The sequence below is a fragment of the Pseudomonas trutticola BRTCR10 genome (assembly GCF_056155105.1).
The window spans coordinates 804,295-826,890 of record NZ_CM149552.1 but is presented as its reverse complement, the minus strand read 5'-3'; the positions used below and the strand labels follow the sequence as shown (position 1 = coordinate 826,890).

The 22,596-nt window shown below is 61.1% G+C and carries 20 protein-coding genes; 6 read left to right on the top strand and 14 right to left on the bottom strand.

Translation table 11 applies throughout. The annotated features are described in order from the left end of the window. Positions 1-54 precede the first annotated feature (54 nt). Together ACVVH8_RS03520 and ACVVH8_RS03515 are read right to left on the bottom strand one after the other, a co-directional pair. A complete protein-coding gene (locus ACVVH8_RS03520; RefSeq protein ID WP_103306280.1) occupies positions 55-951 on the bottom strand; it encodes a PA4780 family RIO1-like protein kinase in 897 nt (298 codons plus the stop codon). Between the two features lie 341 nt (positions 952-1,292). Then, positions 1,293-2,570, bottom strand: a complete 1,278-nt coding sequence (locus ACVVH8_RS03515) for an acetyl-CoA C-acetyltransferase (protein WP_475228532.1) — start codon at positions 2,568-2,570, stop codon at positions 1,293-1,295. A 239-nt stretch (positions 2,571-2,809) separates the two neighbouring features. Here ACVVH8_RS03515 and ACVVH8_RS03510 point away from each other — a divergent pair, with 239 nt between their 5' ends. The 4 genes from ACVVH8_RS03510 to ACVVH8_RS03495 all read left to right on the top strand — a co-directional run bounded on the left by ACVVH8_RS03510 (position 2,810) and on the right by ACVVH8_RS03495 (position 8,879). After that, positions 2,810-4,162: a 3-oxoacyl-ACP reductase gene (locus ACVVH8_RS03510; RefSeq protein WP_103306282.1), complete on the top strand. Its 1,353-nt coding sequence runs from the start codon at positions 2,810-2,812 to the stop codon at positions 4,160-4,162. 2 nt (positions 4,163-4,164) lie between these two features. Beyond that, the gene (locus ACVVH8_RS03505) at positions 4,165-5,019 is read left to right on the top strand and encodes a MaoC family dehydratase (RefSeq protein ID WP_475228529.1); all 855 of its coding nucleotides are present in this window, start codon (positions 4,165-4,167) and stop codon (positions 5,017-5,019) included. A 412-nt stretch (positions 5,020-5,431) separates the two neighbouring features. Then, complete coding sequence (locus ACVVH8_RS03500) at positions 5,432-7,075, top strand: collagen-like triple helix repeat-containing protein (RefSeq protein ID WP_475228527.1); 1,644 nt, start codon at positions 5,432-5,434, stop codon at positions 7,073-7,075. A gap of 133 nt (positions 7,076-7,208) precedes the next feature. Then, positions 7,209-8,879: a ShlB/FhaC/HecB family hemolysin secretion/activation protein gene (locus tag ACVVH8_RS03495; protein WP_475228525.1), complete on the top strand. Its 1,671-nt coding sequence runs from the start codon at positions 7,209-7,211 to the stop codon at positions 8,877-8,879. Between the two features lie 129 nt (positions 8,880-9,008). On the opposite strand, the gene ACVVH8_RS03490 is transcribed toward ACVVH8_RS03495, so the two are convergent. The 10 genes from ACVVH8_RS03490 to cpaB form a co-directional block, all read right to left on the bottom strand. Continuing rightward, complete coding sequence (locus ACVVH8_RS03490) at positions 9,009-11,414, bottom strand: autotransporter family protein (protein WP_475228522.1); 2,406 nt, start codon at positions 11,412-11,414, stop codon at positions 9,009-9,011. 342 nt (positions 11,415-11,756) lie between these two features. Next, complete coding sequence (locus ACVVH8_RS03485) at positions 11,757-12,119, bottom strand: DUF6124 family protein (RefSeq protein ID WP_475228520.1); 363 nt, start codon at positions 12,117-12,119, stop codon at positions 11,757-11,759. A gap of 526 nt (positions 12,120-12,645) precedes the next feature. Further along, positions 12,646-12,924 carry a DUF3613 domain-containing protein gene (locus ACVVH8_RS03480; protein WP_401300716.1) on the bottom strand — a complete coding sequence of 93 codons (279 nt, stop codon included), beginning with the start codon at positions 12,922-12,924 and terminating at the stop codon, positions 12,646-12,648. Then, a complete protein-coding gene (locus tag ACVVH8_RS03475) occupies positions 12,924-13,625 on the bottom strand; it encodes a tetratricopeptide repeat protein (RefSeq protein WP_401300714.1) in 702 nt (233 codons plus the stop codon). The genes ACVVH8_RS03480 and ACVVH8_RS03475 overlap by 1 nt, the downstream gene beginning before the upstream one ends. Positions 13,626-13,635: 10 nt before the next feature. Continuing rightward, positions 13,636-14,526, bottom strand: coding sequence for a type II secretion system F family protein (locus tag ACVVH8_RS03470; protein ID WP_475228517.1), 891 nt, complete (start codon positions 14,524-14,526; stop codon positions 13,636-13,638). Beyond that, positions 14,523-15,407: a type II secretion system F family protein gene (locus ACVVH8_RS03465; RefSeq protein ID WP_103306292.1), complete on the bottom strand. Its 885-nt coding sequence runs from the start codon at positions 15,405-15,407 to the stop codon at positions 14,523-14,525. Before ACVVH8_RS03465 ends, ACVVH8_RS03470 begins: the two co-directional genes overlap by 4 nt. 10 nt (positions 15,408-15,417) lie before the next feature. Beyond that, positions 15,418-16,689 carry a TadA family conjugal transfer-associated ATPase gene (locus tag ACVVH8_RS03460; protein WP_401300710.1) on the bottom strand — a complete coding sequence of 424 codons (1,272 nt, stop codon included), beginning with the start codon at positions 16,687-16,689 and terminating at the stop codon, positions 15,418-15,420. Beyond that, the gene (locus ACVVH8_RS03455) at positions 16,686-17,876 is read right to left on the bottom strand and encodes a CpaE/TadZ family protein (RefSeq protein WP_103306294.1); all 1,191 of its coding nucleotides are present in this window, start codon (positions 17,874-17,876) and stop codon (positions 16,686-16,688) included. Before ACVVH8_RS03455 ends, ACVVH8_RS03460 begins: the two co-directional genes overlap by 4 nt. Then, a complete protein-coding gene (locus ACVVH8_RS03450) occupies positions 17,873-19,144 on the bottom strand; it encodes a type II and III secretion system protein family protein (protein WP_475228515.1) in 1,272 nt (423 codons plus the stop codon). Before ACVVH8_RS03450 ends, ACVVH8_RS03455 begins: the two co-directional genes overlap by 4 nt. Positions 19,145-19,165: 21 nt before the next feature. Next, entirely contained in the window at positions 19,166-20,113 is a 948-nt protein-coding gene (gene cpaB / locus ACVVH8_RS03445; RefSeq protein ID WP_475228512.1) for a Flp pilus assembly protein CpaB, read from the bottom strand. Positions 20,114-20,451: 338 nt separating this feature from the next. Between cpaB and ACVVH8_RS03440 the strand changes: the two genes are divergently transcribed. Both ACVVH8_RS03440 and ACVVH8_RS03435 read left to right on the top strand, forming a co-directional pair. Further along, a complete protein-coding gene (locus tag ACVVH8_RS03440) occupies positions 20,452-20,661 on the top strand; it encodes a Flp family type IVb pilin (RefSeq protein WP_038360610.1) in 210 nt (69 codons plus the stop codon). A 71-nt stretch (positions 20,662-20,732) separates the two neighbouring features. Further along, positions 20,733-21,149, top strand: a complete 417-nt coding sequence (locus ACVVH8_RS03435) for a response regulator (RefSeq protein ID WP_103306298.1) — start codon at positions 20,733-20,735, stop codon at positions 21,147-21,149. A gap of 28 nt (positions 21,150-21,177) precedes the next feature. Here the strand turns inward: ACVVH8_RS03435 and ACVVH8_RS03430 are convergent, their stop codons facing one another. Together ACVVH8_RS03430 and ACVVH8_RS03425 are read right to left on the bottom strand one after the other, a co-directional pair. Then, positions 21,178-21,951: a response regulator gene (locus ACVVH8_RS03430; protein ID WP_315446390.1), complete on the bottom strand. Its 774-nt coding sequence runs from the start codon at positions 21,949-21,951 to the stop codon at positions 21,178-21,180. A gap of 124 nt (positions 21,952-22,075) precedes the next feature. Beyond that, positions 22,076-22,546, bottom strand: a complete 471-nt coding sequence (locus tag ACVVH8_RS03425; RefSeq protein WP_475228510.1) for a prepilin peptidase — start codon at positions 22,544-22,546, stop codon at positions 22,076-22,078. Positions 22,547-22,596 lie beyond the last annotated feature (50 nt).

Here is a 22,596-nt window from a genome sequence, read left to right as displayed (position 1 = left end):
TGGAAAATGCGGGCACAAAAAAACCCGGCCGAAGCCGGGTTTCTCTTTACACGATCACTGCATCCATGGCGGAGGCGGTGGCTCGTCCGACTTGCCCTTGGGCTCGTCATCTGCCGCACGAATCGCCTGCTTGCGCTCTTCGTCCAGCCGCGCCGCTTCGATCTCGCGCAGCACCCCGCCGACATCGGCCAGGTCCTCCGGATCGTCGAACTCACCGGTCAGCACACTGTTCGGATGCAAGGTGCCGGCTTCGTACAACGCCCACATTTCCTTGGCGTACTTGGTCGTCTTCAGCTCTGGCGCAAAACGGCCGAAGTATGAGGCCATGTTGCCAACGTCACGCTCGAGCATGCTGAACGCGTGGTTGTTGCCCGCTGCATCGACTGCTTGCGGCAGGTCGATGATGACCGGGCCGGTCGGTGTCAGCAGCACGTTGAACTCGGAGAGGTCACCGTGCACCAGACCGGTACACAACATCAGCACGATCTGCGAAATCAGGAACGCGTGATACTCGCGGGCCTGATCCGGCTCCAGCACCACGTCGTTCAGACGCGGCGCGGCGTCGCCGAATTCGTCGGCCACCAGTTCCATCAACAATACGCCATCGAGGAAGTCGTACGGTTTCGGCACGCGCACACCGGCACCGGCCAGACGAAACAGCGCCGCCACCTCGGCGTTCTGCCAGGCATCCTCGGTCTCTTTGCGACCGAACTTGGAGCCTTTGGCCATCGCTCGGGCCTGTCGGCTGTTGCGAACCTTGCGGCCTTCCTGATACTCGGCCGCCTGGCGGAAACTACGTTTGTTCGCCTCCTTGTAGACCTTTGCGCAACGTAACTGATTGCCGCAGCGCACCACATAAACAGCTGCTTCTTTACCACTCATCAGTGGGCGCAGCACTTCGTCGACCAGACCGTCCTCGATCAGGGGTTCAATGCGTTTTGGAGTCTTCATCAGCTTTTATTGTGGGTCCTTTATTACCAAACACGCGAATGTCACTCGTTATACGGCAATCCTCGCGTCTCGGGGAGGGGTTGCCGACCTGTGAACCTTGAGAATGCACACACTGTGCCGAAAATCTGACCGCGGCGAATCATAGCCGAGGCGGTGGTGAATGTTGCTGATCGGTGTTGAGGGCATTTGCGACAGAATCTGACATTGGCCTGTAAGTGTCCTTGAACATGCCCGCATAAACCTGTGGGAGCTGGCTTGCCAGCGATGGCGATATCCCAGTCAATAAAAATATTGAATCTGATGGCCTCATCGCGGGCAAGCCCGCTCCCACAGGATCCGATTTATCTTTCAATGATGGCAGTGACGCCCTGGCCGCCCGCGGCGCAAATCGAAATCAGCCCCCGGCCCTTGCCCGCCGCATCCAGCAACTTCGCCAGATTCGCGACAATCCGCCCACCCGTCGCGGCAAATGGATGCCCCGCCGCCAGTGAACTGCCTTTGACATTAAGCCGGCTGCGGTCGATCGAACCCAACGGCGCATCCAGCCCCAGACGGGTTTTGCAGTATTCAGGATCTTCCCAGGCCTTGAGCGTGCACAAAACTTGCGCAGCGAACGCCTCATGAATTTCGTAGTAGTCAAAGTCCTGCAACGTCAGCCCGTTACGCGCCAGCAACCGTGGCACTGCATAAACCGGCGCCATCAGCAGGCCCTCGGCACCATTGACGAAATCCACCGCCGCCGCTTCGCCGTCGCGCAGGTAAGCGAGAATCGGCAAGCCGCGCTCTTTCGCCCATTCCTCACTGCCGAGTAACACCACCGAAGCGCCATCGGTGAGCGGCGTGGAGTTGCCCGCCGTCAGCGTACCTTTGGCGCTTTTTTCGAAGGCCGGTTTCAGCGACACGAGTTTTTCCAGGGTCAGGTCCTGGCGCAGATTGTTGTCGCGGGTCAGGCCGAGGAACGGCGTCATCAAATCGTTGTGCCAGCCTTCGCTGTAGGACGCGGCCAGTTTGTGATGGCTTTCCAGGGCCAGTTGATCCTGCTCTTCGCGGGGAATCTGCCAGGTCTGCGCCATCAGCTCACAGTGCTGGCCCATCGACAGGCCGGTGCGCGCTTCGCCATTGCGCGGGAATTCCGGGATCAGGTGCTGGGGCCGCAGTTGCAGGAAAGTTTTGAGTTTGTCGCCGGTGGTCTTGGCGCGGTTGGCTTGCAGGAGGATCTTGCGCAGGCCCTCGCTGACGCTGATCGGTGCGTCCGAGGTGGTGTCGACGCCGCCAGCAATGCCACTGTCGATCTGGCCAAGGGCGATTTTGTTCGCCACCAGCAGCGCCGCTTCCAGGCCGGTGCCGCAGGCTTGCTGGATGTCATAGGCCGGGGTGGTCGGAGACAGGCGCGAGCCAAGTACGCATTCGCGGGTCAGGTTCATATCCCGTGACAATTTAAGCACCGCGCCCGCCACGACCTCGCCGATGCGCTGGCCGTGCAGGTTGTAGCGTTCGATCAGGCCTTCGAGGGCGGCGGTGAGCATCGCCTGATTGCTGGCGGTAGCGTACGGTCCGTTGGAACGGGCGAAAGGGATACGGTTACCGCCGATGATCGCGACGCGGCGCAGCTGACTCATGAAAAGCTCCTTTTTAGATGTCCAGGTTCACATAGAACCCTGTGGGAGCTGGCTTGCCAGCGATGGGGCCGGCACATCCAACACCTTCAGTGGCAGACAGTCCGCCATCGCTGGCAAGCCAGCCCGCACAGGGTCAGTGGTCTACTCTGCTGTTCTAGCGTAGGCCTTATTGCGTGGATCGAACGATTGTTTGCCATTGGCAGTCCACACTTTGAACCCCAACATTTGGAGAGCGTTCCATGTCTGACCGCTATATCGACTTTGCCAACTCGTCCATCGGCCATCGTCTGGTCGGGGCTCTGGGCCTGCCGTCGCCGGTGCGACTGGAGCGCTGGCAGGCCGGACGCCTGCGGCCGGTGGAGGGTGCGCTGCTGATCGGCGGCGGGCCGCTGGCCGAGCGCGTCAGCGCCTTCGCCAATCGTTTGACCGAGGGGATTTACCGCTACGGCGAGCAACCGGCGAGCGCTACCGAATGGATTCCCGGCCTTGGCCCGAAACTCAAGGCTGTGGTGTTCGACGCCAGCGATCTGCAACAGACCGATCAGCTCAAACAGCTGCGCGAGTTCTTCCAGCCGCTGATGAAAAATCTTGAATCCAGCGCCCACCTGGTGATCCTCGGTCGCGCCCCGGAAACCCTGAGCGATCCGTTCGCCGCCAGCGCACAACGGGCGCTGGAAGGGTTCTCCCGTTCGCTGGCCAAGGAGTTGCGCAGCGGTGGCACGCTGCAATTGATTTATGTCGGTGACGGTGCCGAAGATCAGCTGGAAGGCCCGCTGCGGTTTTTCCTTTCGCCGAAAAGTGCTTTCGTTTCCGGACAGGTGATTCGCCTGACCGCGTGCGCGACGCCGGTCACCGACTGGACGCGACCACTGGCCGGGCGCAAGGCGCTGGTCACCGGCGCAGCGCGCGGCATTGGCGCTTCGATTGCCGAGACCCTGGCACGCGATGGCGCCGAGGTCATCCTGCTCGACGTGCCGCCGGCCAAGACCGATCTTGAAGCCCTCGCCGCACGCCTCGGCGGGCGCAGCATCACCCTCGACATCTGCGCCGAGGACGCTGCCACGCAACTGATCGAACAACTGCCGGACGGCCTCGACATTCTGGTGCACAACGCCGGGATCACTCGCGACAAGACCTTGGCCAACATGACCCCGGAATTCTGGGACGCGGTGCTGGCGGTCAACCTCAATGCGCCGCAAGTGCTGACCAAAGCCCTGCTCGACAGCGGCACGCTGAAAGACAACGCGCGGGTGATCCTGCTCGCCTCGATCAGCGGTATCGCCGGTAATCGCGGGCAGACCAACTACGCCGCGAGCAAGGCAGGCTTGATCGGCCTGGCCCAGGCGTGGGCGCCGACACTGCTGGAACGCGGCATCAGCATCAACGCCGTGGCGCCGGGATTCATCGAAACGCAGATGACCGCGCACATTCCTTTCGGCCTGCGTGAGGCCGGACGACGCATGAGTTCGCTGGGCCAGGGCGGCTTGCCGCAAGACGTCGCCGAGGCGGTGGCTTGGCTGGCGCAACCGGGCACCGGCGCGTTCACCGGGCAGGCGCTGCGGGTCTGTGGACAAAGTGTTCTGGGGGCTTAGGCATGAGCATCGAATGGCACACTCTGGACCGCGAACCAAGCCTGACCGGGCTGTATGCGCGGGCGGCGACGCGACGCAAGATCACTGGCACGCAACTGCCCGACAGCGGCTTGCGCTGCTGGGTCGACATCGATGGCAAACGCCTGGCGGACTATCGCAAGGTCTGCGGTTTTACCGACGACGGTCTGCTGCCGCCGACTTATCCACACATCCTCGCGTTTGCCTTGCAGATGCAGTTGCTCACGGCGAAGGACTTTCCGTTTCCGCTGCTGGGCCTGATTCATTTGAGCAACCGCATTCGCGTGCTGCGGCCGATGGGCGCGATCAGTCGCGCGCAAGTCAGCGTGCGCGTGAATAATCTGCAAGCGCATCCCAAGGGCGCGACGTTCGATCTGCTGACCACAATGGATGATCAGCTCGGGCCGTTGTGGGAAGCCGAAAGTCAGATGCTCTGTCGCGGGGTAAAACTTGATGGTGAAGCCATCGAACAGCATTGGCAGCCATCGCAAGCGCTGACGGAAGTGGCCCATTGGAAGGCGCCGGCAGACATTGGCCGGCAATACGCCAAGGTGTCGGGAGACTACAACCCGATCCACCTGAGCGCGGCGAGCGCAAAGTTGTTCGGCTTTCCCACGGCCATCGCCCACGGCTTGTGGAACAAGGCCCGCACACTCGCGGCGCTGGCGGATCATTTACCCAAGGCCAATCTGGAGATCGCGGTGCACTTTCGCAAACCGGTGCGATTGCCGAGTGAGGTGACGTTGCTGGCCAGCGAAGCGGGATCCAGTGGCGAGTTGCGGCTGGTGGGTGCGGGGGATCTGGAGCATATGGTGGGCAATTGGCAGCCGATTGCCTGAATCCAGAAGTGGGTGATGAAAACAGAATTTGTGTGAAGGAATCTCTGTGGTGAGGGGATTTATCCCCTCACCACAAAAGCGCCCTGTCACCACAAGGTTTTCAGCGCCCGGGAAATAGGGGCCGACCTGTAAATTGTGTATATATCACTTAAGTTTTTCCGCACCTTGACCACCTCTTCGACAAACACCTGGCCTTGATTCTCAAGGCTTTTTTTTGCGCGTCTATATCTTGGGTATTAGTCCTTAGGCGCTGCGCATCACCCTATATATAAAGGCGTTAATACCAACTTGAGAATGGCCTGGAACCTGCCCTTGGACTGAGATTGACACAACGGACGGAGGCATCACCGGCGATAGACCGGGGAGCCATCGAAGACAACGAACGTTGTAACAGGTGCAAGGAATCTCGATCATGAAAACTCAAGACGTGTGGTGCAAATCAGCAATCGCTCTGGCATTGATTCTCTCCCTCGGCCTCACCGGTTGCAGCAGTGGCGGTGGCGGCCATAAAAGCAGTTCCGGGAGTTCTTCTCCCGCCAGCAGCGCAGGAACCGATGGCTCCGGCGGCACGGGTGCCACTGATGGGACCGGCGGCGGCACCGCTGGAACGGGTGGGACCGGTGGCACTGGCGGTACCGGTGGCACAGACGGCACTGCAGGCACTGGCGGTACGGGCGGAACGGGAGGCACCAATCCAACCAACCCGACTAATCCGACCAATCCGACGGATCCAACCAATCCAACGAACCCGACTGATCCAACCAACCCGACCAATCCAACTACCCCGTCACTGGTAACCACCACCCTGGTGCAGGATGTGGGCAAAACCGTCAGCGGCGTCGGCGATGGCGTCGGTCAGATTGGCGACTCCTTGAGCACCGTGCCTGTAGTCGGTGGCGTAGTGCAGAGCGCGGCGAACACCACCGGCAACGTCGTCACCACGCTGGGCGATGGCATTGCCAATGGCGTCGGCAAACTGTCCACCGACCCTAAAGGTCTGACCACCACCGTGGCCTCGGTCGGCGGAGTTGTTACCGATGTCGGCAACGGCGTGTCCGACCTCAGCGGCAAACTGGCAACCGCCACCGGCAGCGTTCCCGTGGTCGGCGGCGTGGTCACCAAAGTGGCACCATTGCTCGACGGCGTTGGCGAGAAAGTCACCATGCTCGGCGATACCCTCGACACCACCTTGACCACTGGTCCCACCAGCCAATTGACCAATAAAGTCGGCGCCAGTCTGGTTCCGGTGATCGCCATGGTTGAAAGCACCACCGGCAAACTCGGCGCTACCACCGGCCTCGGTGATCCGCTCAAAGGCGTGATTTCGCAAGTCGGCGGCACCGTGAACGGTTTGGGCGGCAAGGTCACCGCTGCTGGCAATGGCAACGCCGTGACCAACACCCTCGGCGGCGCCGTGAGCAACGTCGGCACAGCGGTTGGCAAGGCGGGTGGGTTGGTGTCCAACGGCACCGGCTCAGGAACTGGTGGCGGTATCGGCGGTGGACTGGGTGGCGGCCTCGGCGGCACGGGTCTGTTGCAAACCGTGGGCGGCGCCGTGGTTAACGTCGGCACAGGCTTGAACGCTGGTAATACCAACGGCGTGGTCAGTGCCGGTGGCGTTGCCGCAGGCGGACTGGGTAACACCGTCGCTTCGCTGAACACCGTGCTCGGCGGTTCGGGCTCACCGATTACTGCAACGACTTCGCCACTGGCCACTGTCGGCGCCACCGTCGGTGCAGGTCTGAATCCGGTCACCAGCGCCGTCACCAACGTGACCCAGCAAGTCGGCGCCGCTACTGGTCTCGGCTCGCCAGTCGCCGCGCTCACAGGTCAAGTCGGCGGTGCGGTCAGCAATCTGGGTGGCGCGATTGCCGCCACCAACAACCCGGTCACCACAGCCGTCGGAGGTCTGGTCAACAACGTCGGTGGTACCGTTGCAGCGGTTGGCGGCCTGGTCAACGGCGGCACCGGAACCGCAACCGGCGGCGGCACCACGGGCGGTCTGGGCGGAGTACTCGGTGGCCTGACCGGCGCCCTGGGAGGCAACAAACGCTAAATTGCACCTGGCCGATTCGACGGCCTCACATACAGCGCCTACGCTTGGTTGAGGGCGGAAGATTCCCACGAGTCTTCCGCTTTTTTCTTAGGAGAACCCAGCCCTGTGCTGTGATCTGACCATGGAGTGTCCTATGCGCGTTATGGCATCCCTGCTGTGCCTCAGTCTCAGTTCCGCCGCCCTCGCCGACACCCTCCCCAGCTTTCTCAACAGCAACGAAACCATCCGTAATCTGCCCGTGCCGAATTTGCCGGCCGACGCCTATCGCCCGGCTGCCGCGCCGTTGCAGGTGCCAGACCCCGGCGCAACTGCCGCGCAACCGTTGATGATGAGCACCAAGGTCAATCTCAAAACCGTGCAGATCGAGGGCGGCACGATCTATCCGCTGAACGAGTTGGCCGACAATTACAAACCACTGATCGGCCACGAAACCAGCCTCGCCGAGCTGATCGAAGCGACGCGCAACATCACCCGGCGCTATCAGCAGGACGGCTACCTGCTGTCCTACGCCTTTTTACCGCAACAGAACTTCGACGACGGCGTCGCCCGCGTCGTACTGGTCGAAGGTTACGTGCGGGATGTGCAGATGCAGGGTGATGTCGGCAGGGTCAAAGGCCTGCTCGACAAACTGGCGGCGAAAATCCAGGCCGAGCGGCCGCTGACCCGCAAGACGTTCGAGCGCTATACCACGTTGATGACGCGCATCCCCGGCGTGACGATCCAGGCACAAGTACCGCCGCCGGGCACCACCGATGGCGCCACAACGCTGGTCGCGCAAGCCAGCCGCAAACCGTTCACCAGCACGCTGAGCACCACTGAAGACAACCGCAACGGCACGCAAGCTTTACTCGGCGTGAGCAGCAATTCGCAGACGTCCATGGGCGAGCAATTGAGCCTCAGCGGTCTGTTTCCGCCGGGTGACGATAAAGAACATTACTACCGCCTCGACTACAGCCAGTTCCTCGATAGCGAAGGTACGCAACTGGCCCTTTCCGCCTCCCGCTACCGTGCCGACCCCGGCACCAATGTGCTGCTCGACAATGGCCTGCAACTCAAACCGCATCGGGAGAACGACCGTTATTCGATCGGCTTCACCATCCCCCTGATCGCGGCTTCCAACGAACTGCTGACCGCCGGATCGCGGCTGTACGCGGTCAATGACAAGACTCGCTACAACGTCATCGGTTACCCGCTGAGCGTCGAAGAACGCACCGACATCCGCGCCCTCGCTTTCGAGAGCGATTGGCGCAAGGCCGATGCCCGGCAATTGCGGATTCTAAGCGGTGGCGTGTACCAGGGCCTGGACAGCATGGGCGCGAAGACCAACAACAACGCCATCGACCTCGACTTCTTCCGGGTGCGCCTGTCCGGCGTGCAGAGCGACAAGTTCTTCGACAACTGGCAAGGCGTGCTGTCGGCCGCGTTGTACTGGAGCGACGACACCCTCCCCGACAGCGAACGCGCAGTGTTCGGCGGGCAGAATTTCGGGCGCGGTTATCCCGATGATCAGGCGTCGGGCGACAAGGGCTGGGGGGTGGCTTACGAGGTCAACTACAGTTTCAATCGCGACGGCAACTGGGTGCGCATCCTGCAACCGTACGTGGTGCTCGATCGTTCGCGCAGTTGGTTCAATGAATTGCCGGTGCAGGCCAACAACTTGTCGTCGGCGGCGGTGGGTTTGAGATTCGGCGACGCCAAGTACTACAACATTGCGCTGGAAGCGGCGAAGGCGATGTCGGATGAAGCGCTGGACACGTTCAATCGGCGGACGCGGTACAGCATCAGCTTCAGTTATCAGCTGTAGGGGTGTCAGATAAATCTGTTGAGCTGACAGACCGCCATCGCTGGCAAGCCAGCTCCCACAGGTTGGAACGTATTCCAAATGTGGGAGCTGGCTTGCCAGCGATGAACGATCACGCGGTTATCTGATGGATCAGAACGCGTAACGCACCTTCGCCGTAAAGCCATCGGAATCAAATCCGCTGGCCGTCACGTAGTTGTAGGCACCGCCGACACTCCACGCGCCCATCCGGTAGTTCGCGCCCAGGCCCAGTTCATAGCTGTCACGCACTGGCGTGGTGCCGCGGCTGGTGAACGAATCGCCGCCCTGTACAAACGAAGACTGCGTGGACACCTTGTCGCCAATCACGTCGTGCCAGGCCATCAGTTTCGCTTCAGGCTCAAGACTGCCTGCGCCGACTGCAAACGCAGCAGCCAGACGCGCGCCCATGCCCAACTCACCGACTTCGTAACGCTGGCTGCCGACATTCAGCGAGGCGGCGCTGCCTTTCTCGCGATACGCATCCATGCCCACGTTGGCGTAACGTGCGCCGACTTGCGGCTCCAGCACGACATCCGGCATCAGACGCAGGCTGTAACCGGCCAGGGCACTGACGCCAAACACATCACTGTCGTAATCACCCTTGGCGCGGGTGCCGGCGATGTAGCGCTTGGACTCGTTGTCGTTCCAGCCGTACATCAACGAGGTGTCGACGAACCAGTTGTCATGCACCCAGTTGCCGTAGACCGTCAGCGCGTGACCGGTGACTTTGGTCTTGCTGCCCAGGTCGGATTTCACGTCGGTATCGAGGTAGCTGTAAGCCAGGCCCAGCGTCGTGTCTGCGTTCAACTGGCCATCGGCACCCACCGCAATCCCGTGGCTGTCGGCGTCATAACCCGACACACCGCGGCGCTCGTCCTGATTGGCATCGCTGCTCAGGGCTTGCAGCCACACGCCTTTTTCCGGCGAGCCGGTGGTATTGCGCGCGCGGCTGGAGCGTTCGTTGATCACGCCGGAGACCAGCGTCTGGCTGTTGGTGGCGGCGTGCAGCACGCCTCGGCTGACATCCGGGCTGAGGGACTCGGACAGACGCGCCAGTTGCGCATCGGTGCTGGCATTGGCGAAGGTCTGGAACACCGGATCCTGCTCGTCGATGCGTGACATCAGGCTGGTCAAATGTCCTGCCGCCGTTGCAGCGTTGTGGCTGCCACCGGCATCAAGCGTGTTTTCCGTCACCACTTCCTGCGACTTGGTGCTGACCAATGCCTTGATGTCGTTGCCTTCGACGCCATAGCTTTTTACATAGAGCAGCGCGGAGGTCGACTCGACGGCGAGGTTTTCCCCACCGACGAGATTGCCCGAACTGATCAAGGTGTATCGGTTGCCGGCGGCGGCGGTGCGGAAATCGCTGGAGCGCGCCTGCAACTGCAGGTGTCCGCCCGGTGCGATGTCGGTGGTGCCGCTGACCGTCAGAATCGGCCGGTTGATATCGGTGTCATTGCCGACCGACATCGCGATATTCGATTCGGCGTCTTCCATGTCCAGATTGCCGATGATCGTGGTGTGAGGCTGCACCAGATTCAACGTGGCCTTTTGAATGGCCACGTAACCGGACTTGATCAGCGACCCATCGAAGTCGACTTCGCCATCGACCGCCATCCCGGACAGGCCGAGCAAATTGCCTTTGATGTCGCCGCCCCACCAGTACAAATAACTGCGCCCATCGTCCACCTGGATGGCAGCCGTTCGGCCTTCGACCAGTCCCCCGCCGAGGGTGATATTGAACGAGCCTTGCGCGGCCGGCTGATTGCTCACATGGATGCCAATGCTTTCGCCGGAAATGGTGCCCATGTTGAAAATGCTGTCGGTACTGTCACTCGCCCTCGGCACAAACGCTGCGCCGTTCAATGACAGCCCTTCTGCGCCATTGCCGGTGGCCTTGATCGTCTTGACGTTGTAGATCGACGCTGATTGCCGGGTGTTTTCCATGTAAATGCCACGGGCATTGTTACCACTGACGATGATGTTGCCACCGAGGTCATTGTTCACACCGTCGCCGATGGTCGTGCCGATCAGCGAAATCCCTGTGGCGTTATTGCCGGTGACGGTGATAGTGCCTCTGTTGAGCAGGTGACGCGTGATCGGCATGTCCTTTAGCGCGATACCGGTCGAATCACCACTGTCGGCCAGACCATTGACGGTGATCGAGCCCTCCTGAATGAGGTTCGAACCGAGTCCGACCCAGGAAATACCCGCTGACTTTATATCGATCCCGACACCGTGGGTGGCACCATCAATGGCGATCGCAGCCTTGTTGGTCATCTCGACATTGACCCGCGATCCGGAAAACTGCGCGGCGCTGGTCATGGCCGACGGCGAAGTCTCCACAACGTTTATCGAGCCGACGAGATTGAGGAAGTCATACGTTTTCCTGACGCTGACCAATGGCCCGCCACTCAGATCGTAATTGAGCGTGGCGGCCAACGCAGTCGTGGCGTTGAAAGTGGCAGCAGCAACGGAAAGCGCCAATAACGAGCGGCGCAGGCAAGAAGTGTTCACGCGAGATTCCCTTCCAAAACAGCAAATACGGTTTCAGCAGGGTTCACGCATTCACTTTGGCATCCCTACCGGCCCACCAGTTCATCTGATCCGGGCGCGGCGCAATCTACACGAGCCATCATTTCGACACCATTAAAATGTCAACGCGATGGCGTCAATTTTTCGATAGCCCACTGCGGCGGCTCCGACGCAGAACGGACAGGCAACAAGTATTGGGATGGCTGAAAGGGCCTCATCGCTGGCAAGTCAGCTCCCACAGGTTTTGCATCAGTCTTGAATCAGCACATGACCTTGTGGGAACTGGCTCGCCAGCGATGAACGATAACGCGGTAAAAATGCGGATCAGGTCTGCGGATCCACCCGGTCCAGCGCGCGGTTCACCGCCAGTTCGGCGAGCATGACAACCTGCTGGATGCCCAACACCGTGCTGCGCTGCGTGCCGCTCAGTTCATTGGCGAAGTTGCTGGTCGCCGCGCTGGCACTGGCCAGCGATTCGCAAGCGTGGGCGAGCAGGCTTTCGGTGTCGACACTCGGGTTGACGAGGAACATCGTGCTGGGTTGGCGGGGTTTGACGGGATTGGGGCAGGGGTAGAAATCGAGGGCGCGTTTGATGGCTTCGCGGTTTCTGGCCTGGTCCTCGGCGCGCAGGATGTCTTCGAGCGGGGTGGTGGTTTCGAGGGGTGGGTCGGGAATCAGTTTGTCCATGAAAAAGCTCCTACTTGGCTGTTGGAGCCACCTCCCGATCGTTTCCACACGATAAAAAGGTGGCAGCTGTACGCGGGGTGGAAAACCGATAAGTAGGCAACCGGCCAGACCGAAGTCTGCCCACGCACAGCCGCCGCGACGCAGTTTGCAGACGAACGAAGACGTCGGCAACGATTACGGTGCTGATGCAATGCATCTACTTAGAATTCAGGTTTCCACACCCGATCGCTGAGAGGTCAGCGACCGCCCAAGACTAGTGAGCGCACGTCCGACAGCCAACCTGAAAACCTTGTGGGACAGTTCCTGTAAATCCACACATATTTAAACAACTGATGATGGGGTGACTGGGCGGGCCTCATCGCGGGCAAGCCCGCTCCCACAGGGGTCGTGTGCAAATTCAAGACTGATGCAAATCCTGTGGCAACTGGCTCTCCAGGTTCATGTGCAAACCCAAGACTGATGCAAATCCTGTGGGAGCTGGCTTGCCAGCGATGAACGATGACGCGGTAAACCTGCTGAAAAACTGTCAGCCCCCGCCCCCCGAGCCACTGTCGACCTTGCCGCCCTGCTCCTGATCGAAAAACTGCGGGATCTCGTGCTGATAGCTTTTCAGCCAACGCTGCATGGTCAGTTCACGCTCGGTCGGCGTGGCCGTTTGCACTTTCGGCGAGGCGACTTTGTTGCGGCCCTGCAGTTGCAGCCAGCCTTCGGTTTCCTGTTGCTGGGCCGAGGCCGGGCCGGCGTCGATGGCGTAGCTGGTCAGCGGCAGTGCCAACAAGCCCAGACAAAACATCGCGGTTTTCATCACAGTTCTCCTGACTTGAGCATCGCCGTGACAGCGACGGTGGCGCGACTCGGCGACTTGAGTTTTTCCGCGCGGCTCTGGGCCTCACTGAATTGCGCCGGGCTCAGACCGAGACGGCTGACCAGTTCGGCGGCGCGGGTCCAGTCGTCCTGATAGAGCAACAGCGTGACCAGATTCAGCGCCGCCAGTTGATCGCTCTGCTTGAGCTCCATGGCGGTGAGGAATTCGAAACGTGCGTCTTCGATGCGCAACTGGTTGAGGTAAACCACGCCGAGGTCGTTGCGGATTTTTTCGTCGGTCGGCGCCAACCGTGCCGCACGTTGCAGGTGCGCTTGCGCCTGGCCGTAGTCGGATTTCGCTGCGGCGAGTTGGCCCAGACCATGCTCGGCCTCGGCAGCGAGGCAGGTGCCGAGCAGGCTGCGATACAACGGTTCGGCCTCGCTGCGCCCGAGCAGGCGATAGACCTTGGCCTTGCGCAAACGCACATCGGCGAGGTTGTCCGGCAGGCTTTGCAGGTTGGCCAGGCTGGCGTGCAGCTTGCCGTCATTGGCCATGTCATCGGCCAGGTTCAGCGACAGTTGCTGATCGGAACTCAACTTGCCGCAACTGGCGCTGTTGGTCAGCGCCTCCCACGGATTCTGCCCGGTATTGGCGCAGCCACCGAGCATCAACAAACACATGCCTGCAATCATTGCTTTCATCACCACTCCTTCATGCACCCAACGCTTTCGCCAGGGCAGTGAAGCCCGGGCCGGCGAGGACAATCAATAACGCCGGGAAGAGAAACAGCATCATCACGACGGACATTTTCGCGGACATCTTCGAGATGTATTCCTGCAGACGCGTCAGGCGTCGGTCATCGAGCAATTGCTTGAGCGACAGCAGCGACTTCATCGCGCCGCCGCCCTGATGCAGCAGTTGCTGGAGGATCACGCAGGTGTCGGTGAACTCATCCACCGCCAGCAATTGCGTGGCCTTGTTCAGTTCTTCGCCCAGTTCAAGACCCGAGTCGACACGCGCCAGCACCAGACGCAGCTCCTGAGTCAGCACCGGCAGCAAGGCCTGACCCTCATGGCTGAGGACACGTAATGCCTGCTCCACGGCCATGCCGGATTCGAAGAGGATGCGCAGCAGCGGAATGAATGTGCCGATCTCGGTCGCCAGTTGTTTCTGCCGTCGGGCGACCGCAATCACCAGCAGTCGCTTGGGCAACAGATAGCCGACGCCGAGGGCGAACAACGGCGCGATCCACTGCTTTTCCACGGCGGGGAAAAACACCGATTGCAGCAACACCGTCAGCGCCAGCAGCAATAACGGTGAGCCGATCTGGCAGGCAGCGAACAACGAACGCTGGCGTGCGCTGCGCCAGCCCAGACGGTTGAGCAGGGCTTGGGTTTCATTGTCGAGTTGGACGCTGCGCTGGCCGACCTTGCTGTCGCCGAGCACTTGCAGCAGATTGCCGAAACGGTTTTCCCGCAGCAGGTCGCCCTCCAGTCGACGGCTGACTTGCCGGGTGCGGCGGCGCTGTTCCAACAGGCTGACCAGCAGCAACAGCGCGGCGCCGAGCAACAGCACGGCACTGATCATCAGGGGCGTGGTCATAGGCTGCGCAGCATCCGCCAGAGTAGAAGACTGCCGATCACCTGCATGCCGAACGCCGTGGCCAGCATTCGCTGCCCGGACGGGTCGTGCCACATGGCGACCAGATAAATCGGATTGGCCATCAGGAAGTACCCGGCCATGATGATCGGCAACAAACCCAGCACCCAGGCCGTGAGGCGGGTTTCACCGGTCATGGCGCGTAATTGGCGGGAGGCCTGATCACGCTCGCGGATCATCTTGATGAGGTTTTCCAGCAACTCGCTGGCGTTGCCGCCGTAGCGATGATTGACCTTGAGACCGAGGGCAAACAGGCGAAACTCATCACGCTCGTACAGCTCGGCCAGATCCGACGCGGCGTCCGGCAGGCTCACGCCCAACTGCACGTTACGCTGGACCCGGCCCATGGCGTCTTTGAGCGGATATTCGCTGGCCTCGATGCCACCCAGCACCGCATCGGCGAGGGTGCGCCCGGACTTCAAACTGCGCACGGTGTGATCGAGCAATTGCGGCAGTTGTTCGATCATGCGCCGCAACCGGCGCTGGTAGCGCCAACTGACATACACGCGCAACGCCAGCGGTGGCAGCACGAGCAGCACCAGCAGACCGATCCACCCCGCCAAGGCAAAACCGATGAGCACCGCGAAACCCCAGAGCAGCAGCCAGACACCGATGCGCTCGGTCGGCCGGCCCAGTCCGGCGCGCAAAAAGGCGCGTTCAAGACCGGCCCAGCGTGGCGAATCCGCGGTCAGTTGGGGTTGTCCCTGATTAAGCCGATCAAGCACCCGCTCGGCACCGCCCTGACGCCAGCCGGTGTAAAACATCCGCAGCGACAGCCCGAGCAAGGCCAGACAAATCACGATCAGCAACAGCGGTTTGAGCATGCCGTAGCCCTCAATGCGCGAGCGCCGGTTCGCGGCGCAACTTGTCGCCCGCCGGATTGACCGCCTCGCGGAGGAAGCCGAAGCCAGTGCGCCGATCAAGGCGAAACAGGGTGTTGGTGACGTAGACGTCGTCACGCACGCCGACCACCTCCACCACTTCGCTGACGCAGCGGCGCCCGTCGGGCATGCGCGTCAGTTGAATCACCACATCCAGCGCGGCGCAGATCATCTGGCGCAAGGTGCGTTCGGCGATGGTGCGCCCGGTCAGGCCGACCAGGGTTTCCAGACGCAGCAAGGCATCCTGGGCATTGTTGGCGTGCACGGTGCTCATCGAGCCGTCGTGGCCGGTGTTCATCGCGGTGAGTACGTCGACCACTTCGACGCCGCGAATCTCGCCGAGGATGATCCGGTCGGGGCGCATGCGCAGGGCGTTGCGAATCAGGTCGCTGGCCTTCACCTCGCCGTGGCCTTCGGCGTTCGGCGGGCGGGTTTCCAGACGCACGACGTGGGGATGGCCGAGCTGCAATTCGGCGACGTCTTCGATGGTCACAAGCCGTTCGTGAGGATTGATCAACTGGCTGAGGATGTTCAGCAACGTGGTTTTGCCGGTGCCAGTGCCGCCGCTGATGAGGATGTTGCAGCGCTTGCCCACAGCCTCTTCGATGAAGTCATAGATCGCCTGATCGATGGTTTGCATCGCCATCAGGTCGGTGCTCTTGAGCATGTCTTTGCGAAATTTCCGGATCGACAGACACGGTCCGTCGAGGGCAATCGGCGGGATGATCGCGTTGACCCGGCTGCCATCGGGCAGGCGCGCATCGACCATCGGCGACGACTCGTCGAGACGCCGCCCCAGCGGCGCGAGAATGCGTTGCATGACCCGCTCGACGTGATGCGCATCGATAAAGCGCAAGTCGCTCATATGCAGCACGCCATCGCGTTCGATGAACACCCGGTGCGGGCCGTTGACCAGAATCTCGGTCACCGCGTTGTCGCGCAGCAGCACTTCCAACGGGCCGAAACCGGTCAGCTCATCGACGATTTCTTCGGCCAGACGCTCCATTTCATAACGAGAAATCGCCAGGTGCAGGCGCGCGATGTATTCGGCGACCTTGTCGATGACAAATTGCGACAGCACCTGCCGCGAGCCCTCCAGCAGGTTTTTCCCGGACTCTTCGATGGCGTCGATGATGTAGCGGTGCAGCACCAGTTTCAGGCCATCGTGATCGGTGTTGCCGGAGGCATGGCGCTGCGGCCCGCCGAACAGTTGTTCGCCGTTCATGAGGTGCCTCGCAAGCGGTTGAACCAGTTGGCCTTGGGTTTGGCCAGGCCTTCGGAACGTTTCGCCAGGCGTTCGCCAAGGGTGCGCAGGCTTTGGCTGATGGCCTCACGCGGGGCCAGTTCGAAGAGGGTCACGCCTTGGTTTTTTGCGTTGAGACGGATCTCCGGGCTGAACGCGAGTACCGCAATCACCTCCAGGCCGAAGGTCTTGCCGAGGGTCTCGGAGTCCGGCGCAACGTTGCGCAGGTAGCGATCCACCAGCAGCCGGCCGTGGTCGAGTTTCATGCCTTTTTCACGCCACAGATTGAGCACGGCGAGGTTGCGCCGACAGTCGAGCACGTTCTGGTCGGTGTACCACAACAGCTTGTCGCAATGGCTAACAAAAGTGCGCAACGCCTCACTGTCGGGCTGGCCGGTGAGGTTGACGACGATGTGCTGGAAGTGTTGGCGCAGGGCACTGAGCAACATGTACAACTCGGCGGCGCTGGTGCGCTCCAGCGGTTCGTCGCCAGGCGCGTAGGCGAGAATGCGCAGGCCGGCCTCGGCACTGGTGAAGGCGCTGTCGATCAGGGTCGCATCGAGCCGCCGCAAGTGGCGCAGCGCATCGCCAAAATGGAACGAACTCTCAAGCCCGAGCAAGGCCAGGCTGTCGCCGCGCGGCAAACCCAGATCGAGCAACAGGGTTTGCTGGCCGCTCTTCTGCACCACCAGCGCCATGTGGTTGGCGAGCAGCGCGCCGTCGGCGTTGCTTTGCACGCCGTAGAGCACGGTCAAGCCACCGAGCTGGGCGTTCGGCGTCACGGCTGGCAGGCGTTTGCTCAGGCGCCGCACCAGCCCGGCGACTTCGCTGGAGCGTGAACCGTAGGCGACAAAATCCCGCGCCCCGGCACGCATCGCGTTGAGCACCAACTGATTGTCCATGCCGTCACCGAGGGCGACGATGGCGAGCATCGGTTTGGCTTCGAGCACGCCTTCGATCAAGGCGCTCTGGGCCACCAGATGATCGCGATCGAGCCCGACGAAGACCAGGCTGGCGAAGGTCACGTCGACCAGCGCCAGCAACTCGTCAAGGCTGCCGCCCCCGGCGCTGACCACTTGCCCAAGCGGCGCCAGCGCACCTTGCAACCACTCAAGATCGGTGTCGTTGCGGGTGATGGCGAGGAAGGTCTGACTGAGGCTCTGGCTCATTGCGATAACCCGCTGCGTTTATCGAAGTTGCCGTTTTCGAGGAAGTACAGGCGATACCAGTTCGGGTCGTAGTTGCGCAGTTTTTCACCCGGCAACGAAGGCAACGGTGCGTTGACGGCCAGCGGTTGAACCAGATGCGGGGTGACGATCATCAGCAGCTCGCGCTCCTCTCGGTTGATCGAGGAGTTACGGAAAAAAGCGCCGAGCACCGGTATGTCGCCCAAGCCGGGAAACTTGTTCACCTGTGAAGCGTTTTGCGTGCTGATCAAACCGCTGATGACAAAGCTCTCGCCATCGGCCAGCGAGATGCTGGTGTCGGTGCGGCGGATGGTGAAGGCCGGCACTTTGGTGCCGCCGATGGTCACGCCGTTGTTGTAATCCAGCTCGCTGACTTCGGGTGCCACTTTCAGCGCGATGCGGTCACTGCTGACCACCGTCGGCGTCAAGGTCAGGCGGATGCCGAATTCCTTGTATTCGATGGAGTAACTGTTGCTGTTGGCGCTGGGCACCGGGATCGGGATTTCACCGCCGGCGAGGAAACTTGCACTCTGCCCGCTCAACGCCACCAGACTCGGGCGCGCCAGGGTGTAGGCGAATCCGCTGCCTTCCAGTGCGTTGACGATGCCGAGGAATTTACTGCTGCCGCCGCCCCAGACGATGTTGAACATGTCGTTGGCCAGCGGGATGCTCGGCACCGCGATGCGCGGGTCGATATTGTTCAGCGGCACGACGCCCGGCGTGACCCCGGTGTTGGGCACCGTGCCCGGTCCACCGAAGAGGAAATTGTTCGAGCCTTTGCCGTAGATCGAGGTGCCGGCCTCTTTGAGTTTGGTGCGGCTGACTTCGACGAAGCGAATGTCGGTCTGCACTTGCGAGGGCAGACTCGGGTCGTCGGAGGCCGGCAATGAGACCGCCTTCATCGCCGCACTCGCCTTGCCTTGTACGAACACCATGCTCTGGCGCGGGGCACTGGCACACGCGCTCCAGATCATCAGTGTGGTGGCGCCGGGCGCGACGCCGGTGAGCAGGATGCCCTGATCGCCGGTCACGCGCACGTCGGCGATTTTCGGATCGCCCACCGCCACCCGGGTAATTGCCACGGGTGATTGCAACGCCTGTTGCAGGCCTTCGCCGACTTCCAGTGTCGCCGGCAACGGACCGAGGGCGGCGCAGTTGCTCGCGGCGGCAACGGCCGTGCCGATCGAGGCGACGCTCAGCAGCGAGGCGCGGAACAAGCCGTTGAACAGGGGCGTAAAGCGTGTGCGCATGTAAAGGCGTCCTTGCTCGAATCAGGGAGTGGGTTGAGCGTTTTCGGCACCGCGAATGACTTCCACGGTGGGTTTGCGCGCCGTCGGTTGCCCGGCCACCGCGAGTGGTTTTGGCGGTGCTGCCAGAGACAACTGGCTGAACTCGAGCAGGTCGCGGCGCGGCGTGTCGAGACGGGTGGCGACATCGTTTTCGCCAGCCCAGTATTTCGCCAGTTGTTGCTCATCGGCGCTGCGCACTGCCAAGCGCAACACCCCGGCGCCGGAGGCCAGCATCAAGCGGTTGAGCAACGGCTCAGGCACGGCCAGCACCACGCTGCGTGCGGCCATGCGTTGCTGTTCCTGTTTCAATCGTTCGTCGTCACTGCGCGCGGGGCTGCTTGGCTGGCCGTCGTTGGTCAGGCCGCTCTGGCTGCCGACCACGAGCACTCGCACCGCCGGAACCACCAGTTGCGCCGAGGCCTGTGGATTGCTTTCGTCCTTGCGCAGAAACAGCAGCACATCGACGTAATCGCCGGGCGCCAATTGCCCGCCGACATTGATCACCTCATCCACCGCCACGGCCAGTGCGCGCTCACCGGGGCGAATCATCCGTGCCAGTTGGCTGCCCGGCTCGAAGCTCTCTTCATTCAACCAGCTGCCGGCACTCAAGGGCCGCCACGGCGTGCGGCCGATCACTTGATCGACGTTGCCCAGACTACCGGCGGGTGCAGTGCGCAGTTTTTCCACGGCAACGTCAGCCGCGGTGATTTTCACGAAAGGGGCGATGTCCCGCAGCAGCACAACGACGGGTTGGCGTGTGGGATCTTCGACAGGTTCGGCCTTGGCGGCGGGCGTTACGACCGGCACCACGGCAGGTGCTGCGACCGGTTCGGCCACTGATGGCCGGCTCAATGTCAGCCCCCAATATCCGGCAATGATGGCGCCCACCAGAAACAACCCGGCCAGACCCAAAGTGACGCGACTGTTCATGACGGCTCTCCCTTTCCCGCTGCGCTTTGTCTCTCTTGCAGTGACCCGTGACGTTCAACGAGATAACTTCGCAATCAGGCAGCTATGAACAAGTAACTATTTCGCTATTTGACGGTAGCGCAGCCCGAACAAAACGCCATTACGAAGGCGGAAATATCCAACGAAAGTAGAGGCCTGAAGCGCCAAATGTCGTTTTATGCCGTGAATCGGCCCCCTACTACTTTAGGGTTAATCCGTTCTTACAGTTGTAGGCTCGAGAAATGCCGACAATGCTGATGCTGGCACAGGGAAATCATGTTGCGAACGCGCAACACCTGGCGTGCTCAAGGAGAATTCTCATGTCGTATTCCCTCATTGTTCAAAAGATCAAATCCGAAATCGCGTTCTTCAAAGGCCTGGCAAAAGACACCGAAGGCGCCTCCGCCATCGAGTACGCGCTGGTGGTCGGTCTGGTGGCGCTGGTGATTGCCGCATTTGGTAACGGCATCGGTACGCAGGTCACCGCGATTCTGACCGCTATCCAGACTGCGCTGACTCCAACACCCTGATCGGGCGGATAACTTGTCAATGCAGCCATTGGGTTCTACCGTCAGCACTCAGTCCTTTGCAGGTGTTGCCTATGAACTCCTCACACACTCCACGCCAGCAGTTGCTCCTCGTCGACGATGAGGAGGACGCACTGCTGGAGCTTGCGGAGTTGCTGGAGGGCGAAGGCTTCACCTGTCACACCGCGACGTCGGTAAAACTCGCCCTTCATCACCTCACCCGCCATCCCGATATCGCCTTGGTGATCACCGATCTGCGCATGCCGGAAGAAAGCGGCATGTCGCTGATCAAGCGCCTGCGTGAGCACACCTCGCGCCAGCATCTGCCGGTGATCGTCACCTCCGGGCACGCGGACATGGAGGACGTCAGCGACATGCTGCGCTTGCAGGTGCTGGATCTGTTCCGTAAGCCGATCTATCACGTGCGCTTGCTGGAAACCCTGGACAATCTGTTTCCCAAACCCAAGGTCAGCAGCGTTCGCGGGGTATGACCCCGTTGAGTGCGGGGGTCAGTTGATGTCAGTGCGCGGTCACCCGTTGCCGTCCCGAGTTGCCGGGTGACAACGCCAGGGCCAACTGGGTGCGGTTGTGCATATGCGTCAGTCGCAGCACTTGCGAGACATAGAGTTTTACCGTGTTCTCGGTAATGCCCAGTTCACAGGCGATCTGATAGTTGGTCTGGCCCTTGCCCACCAACCTTGCGACGTCGAGCTGACGTGGCGACAACTGATTGAAAATCGCCGGTATCTCCACGCCTTCCAGCTCAGCCGACGTGTCGTCACTTGCAGGCGCGGGGCCACGGCGAACTTTGTCGAGGTCCTGGTAGAGATCGTCGATCGACTCGGAGAGGTATTGCAGCTTCTGATTCAGATGGCCCAACTGCAGGGTTTTCTGCCGTTCCTGCAATGCCACTTCCTGGCGTTGCAGACCTTCGAGCAGTTCGTCCAGATCAATCGGTTTCTGGTAGTAGTCGGCGATGCCGGCGCGCAAGGCCTTGATCACGTCCTGTTTGTCGGCGCGACCGGTGAGCATGATGGCTTCGAACACGCGATGCTTGCCCGCCAGCCGTTGCAGTTCCTGCACCAGTTGAATGCCGTCCATGTCCGGCATATGCAGGTCACACAGGACCAGGCCGATGGCGGGGTCTTCGACGAATTGTTCGATCGCCTGCTTGCTCGATTCGCAAGGCACGCAACGGTAGCCGCTGCTTTCGATGAATTCGCAGAGTTCCTCGACAATCAGCGGCTGATCGTCGACCACCAGCACCTTTACCGCAGACGTAAGCTTGTTCACTTGCCACTCCATGCCCAGGCCAAAGGCTGACCGTTCCTGTACTGACAGCGCGAAGCTGTACAACGTTGATTTGAAAGTAGACGCACTTTCCGACTATGTACATAGCAGTAGTGGCATGCGGCGACTAATGGATCCAAAGCAAAGTCAGCACTGTTCCGATCAGCACGAACGGTGCAAATGGCAGCTTTTTTGACTTGTCTGGCCCTAGATATCGAAGACGTTCTCTAAGCCCTTGACTCATATGCAGCCAGAGTTTTGGCACCAGCAGGATCCACAGGGCGCTGGACAGCGCTGCACCGATGAACGCGCCGAGCAGCAGCGTACCGTCCGTCGCAAGCGCCAAGGCTGTCATTAGTTTCACATCGCCGGCGCCAAAACGTTTCAGGATATAACCAGGAACAGAAAGCACCACGGCCAGCAGCACTGCCCAGCCTGCTTGCGCCATGTCGGCGCCGAGCCAGGTGTGACCGGTGATCAACAAGTACCCCAGCGCCAACCCGCCCACCCCCAAAGTCAGGCCGTTGCCGATATGCCGCTGGCGGGCATCCTGCGCCGCGCAAAGTGTCAGCCAGATCAGTAGGACAAAGCTGTGCATGCGGTAAAAAACGTCCGTTTTGGCCGAATGATTCTATGCTGATATTACGT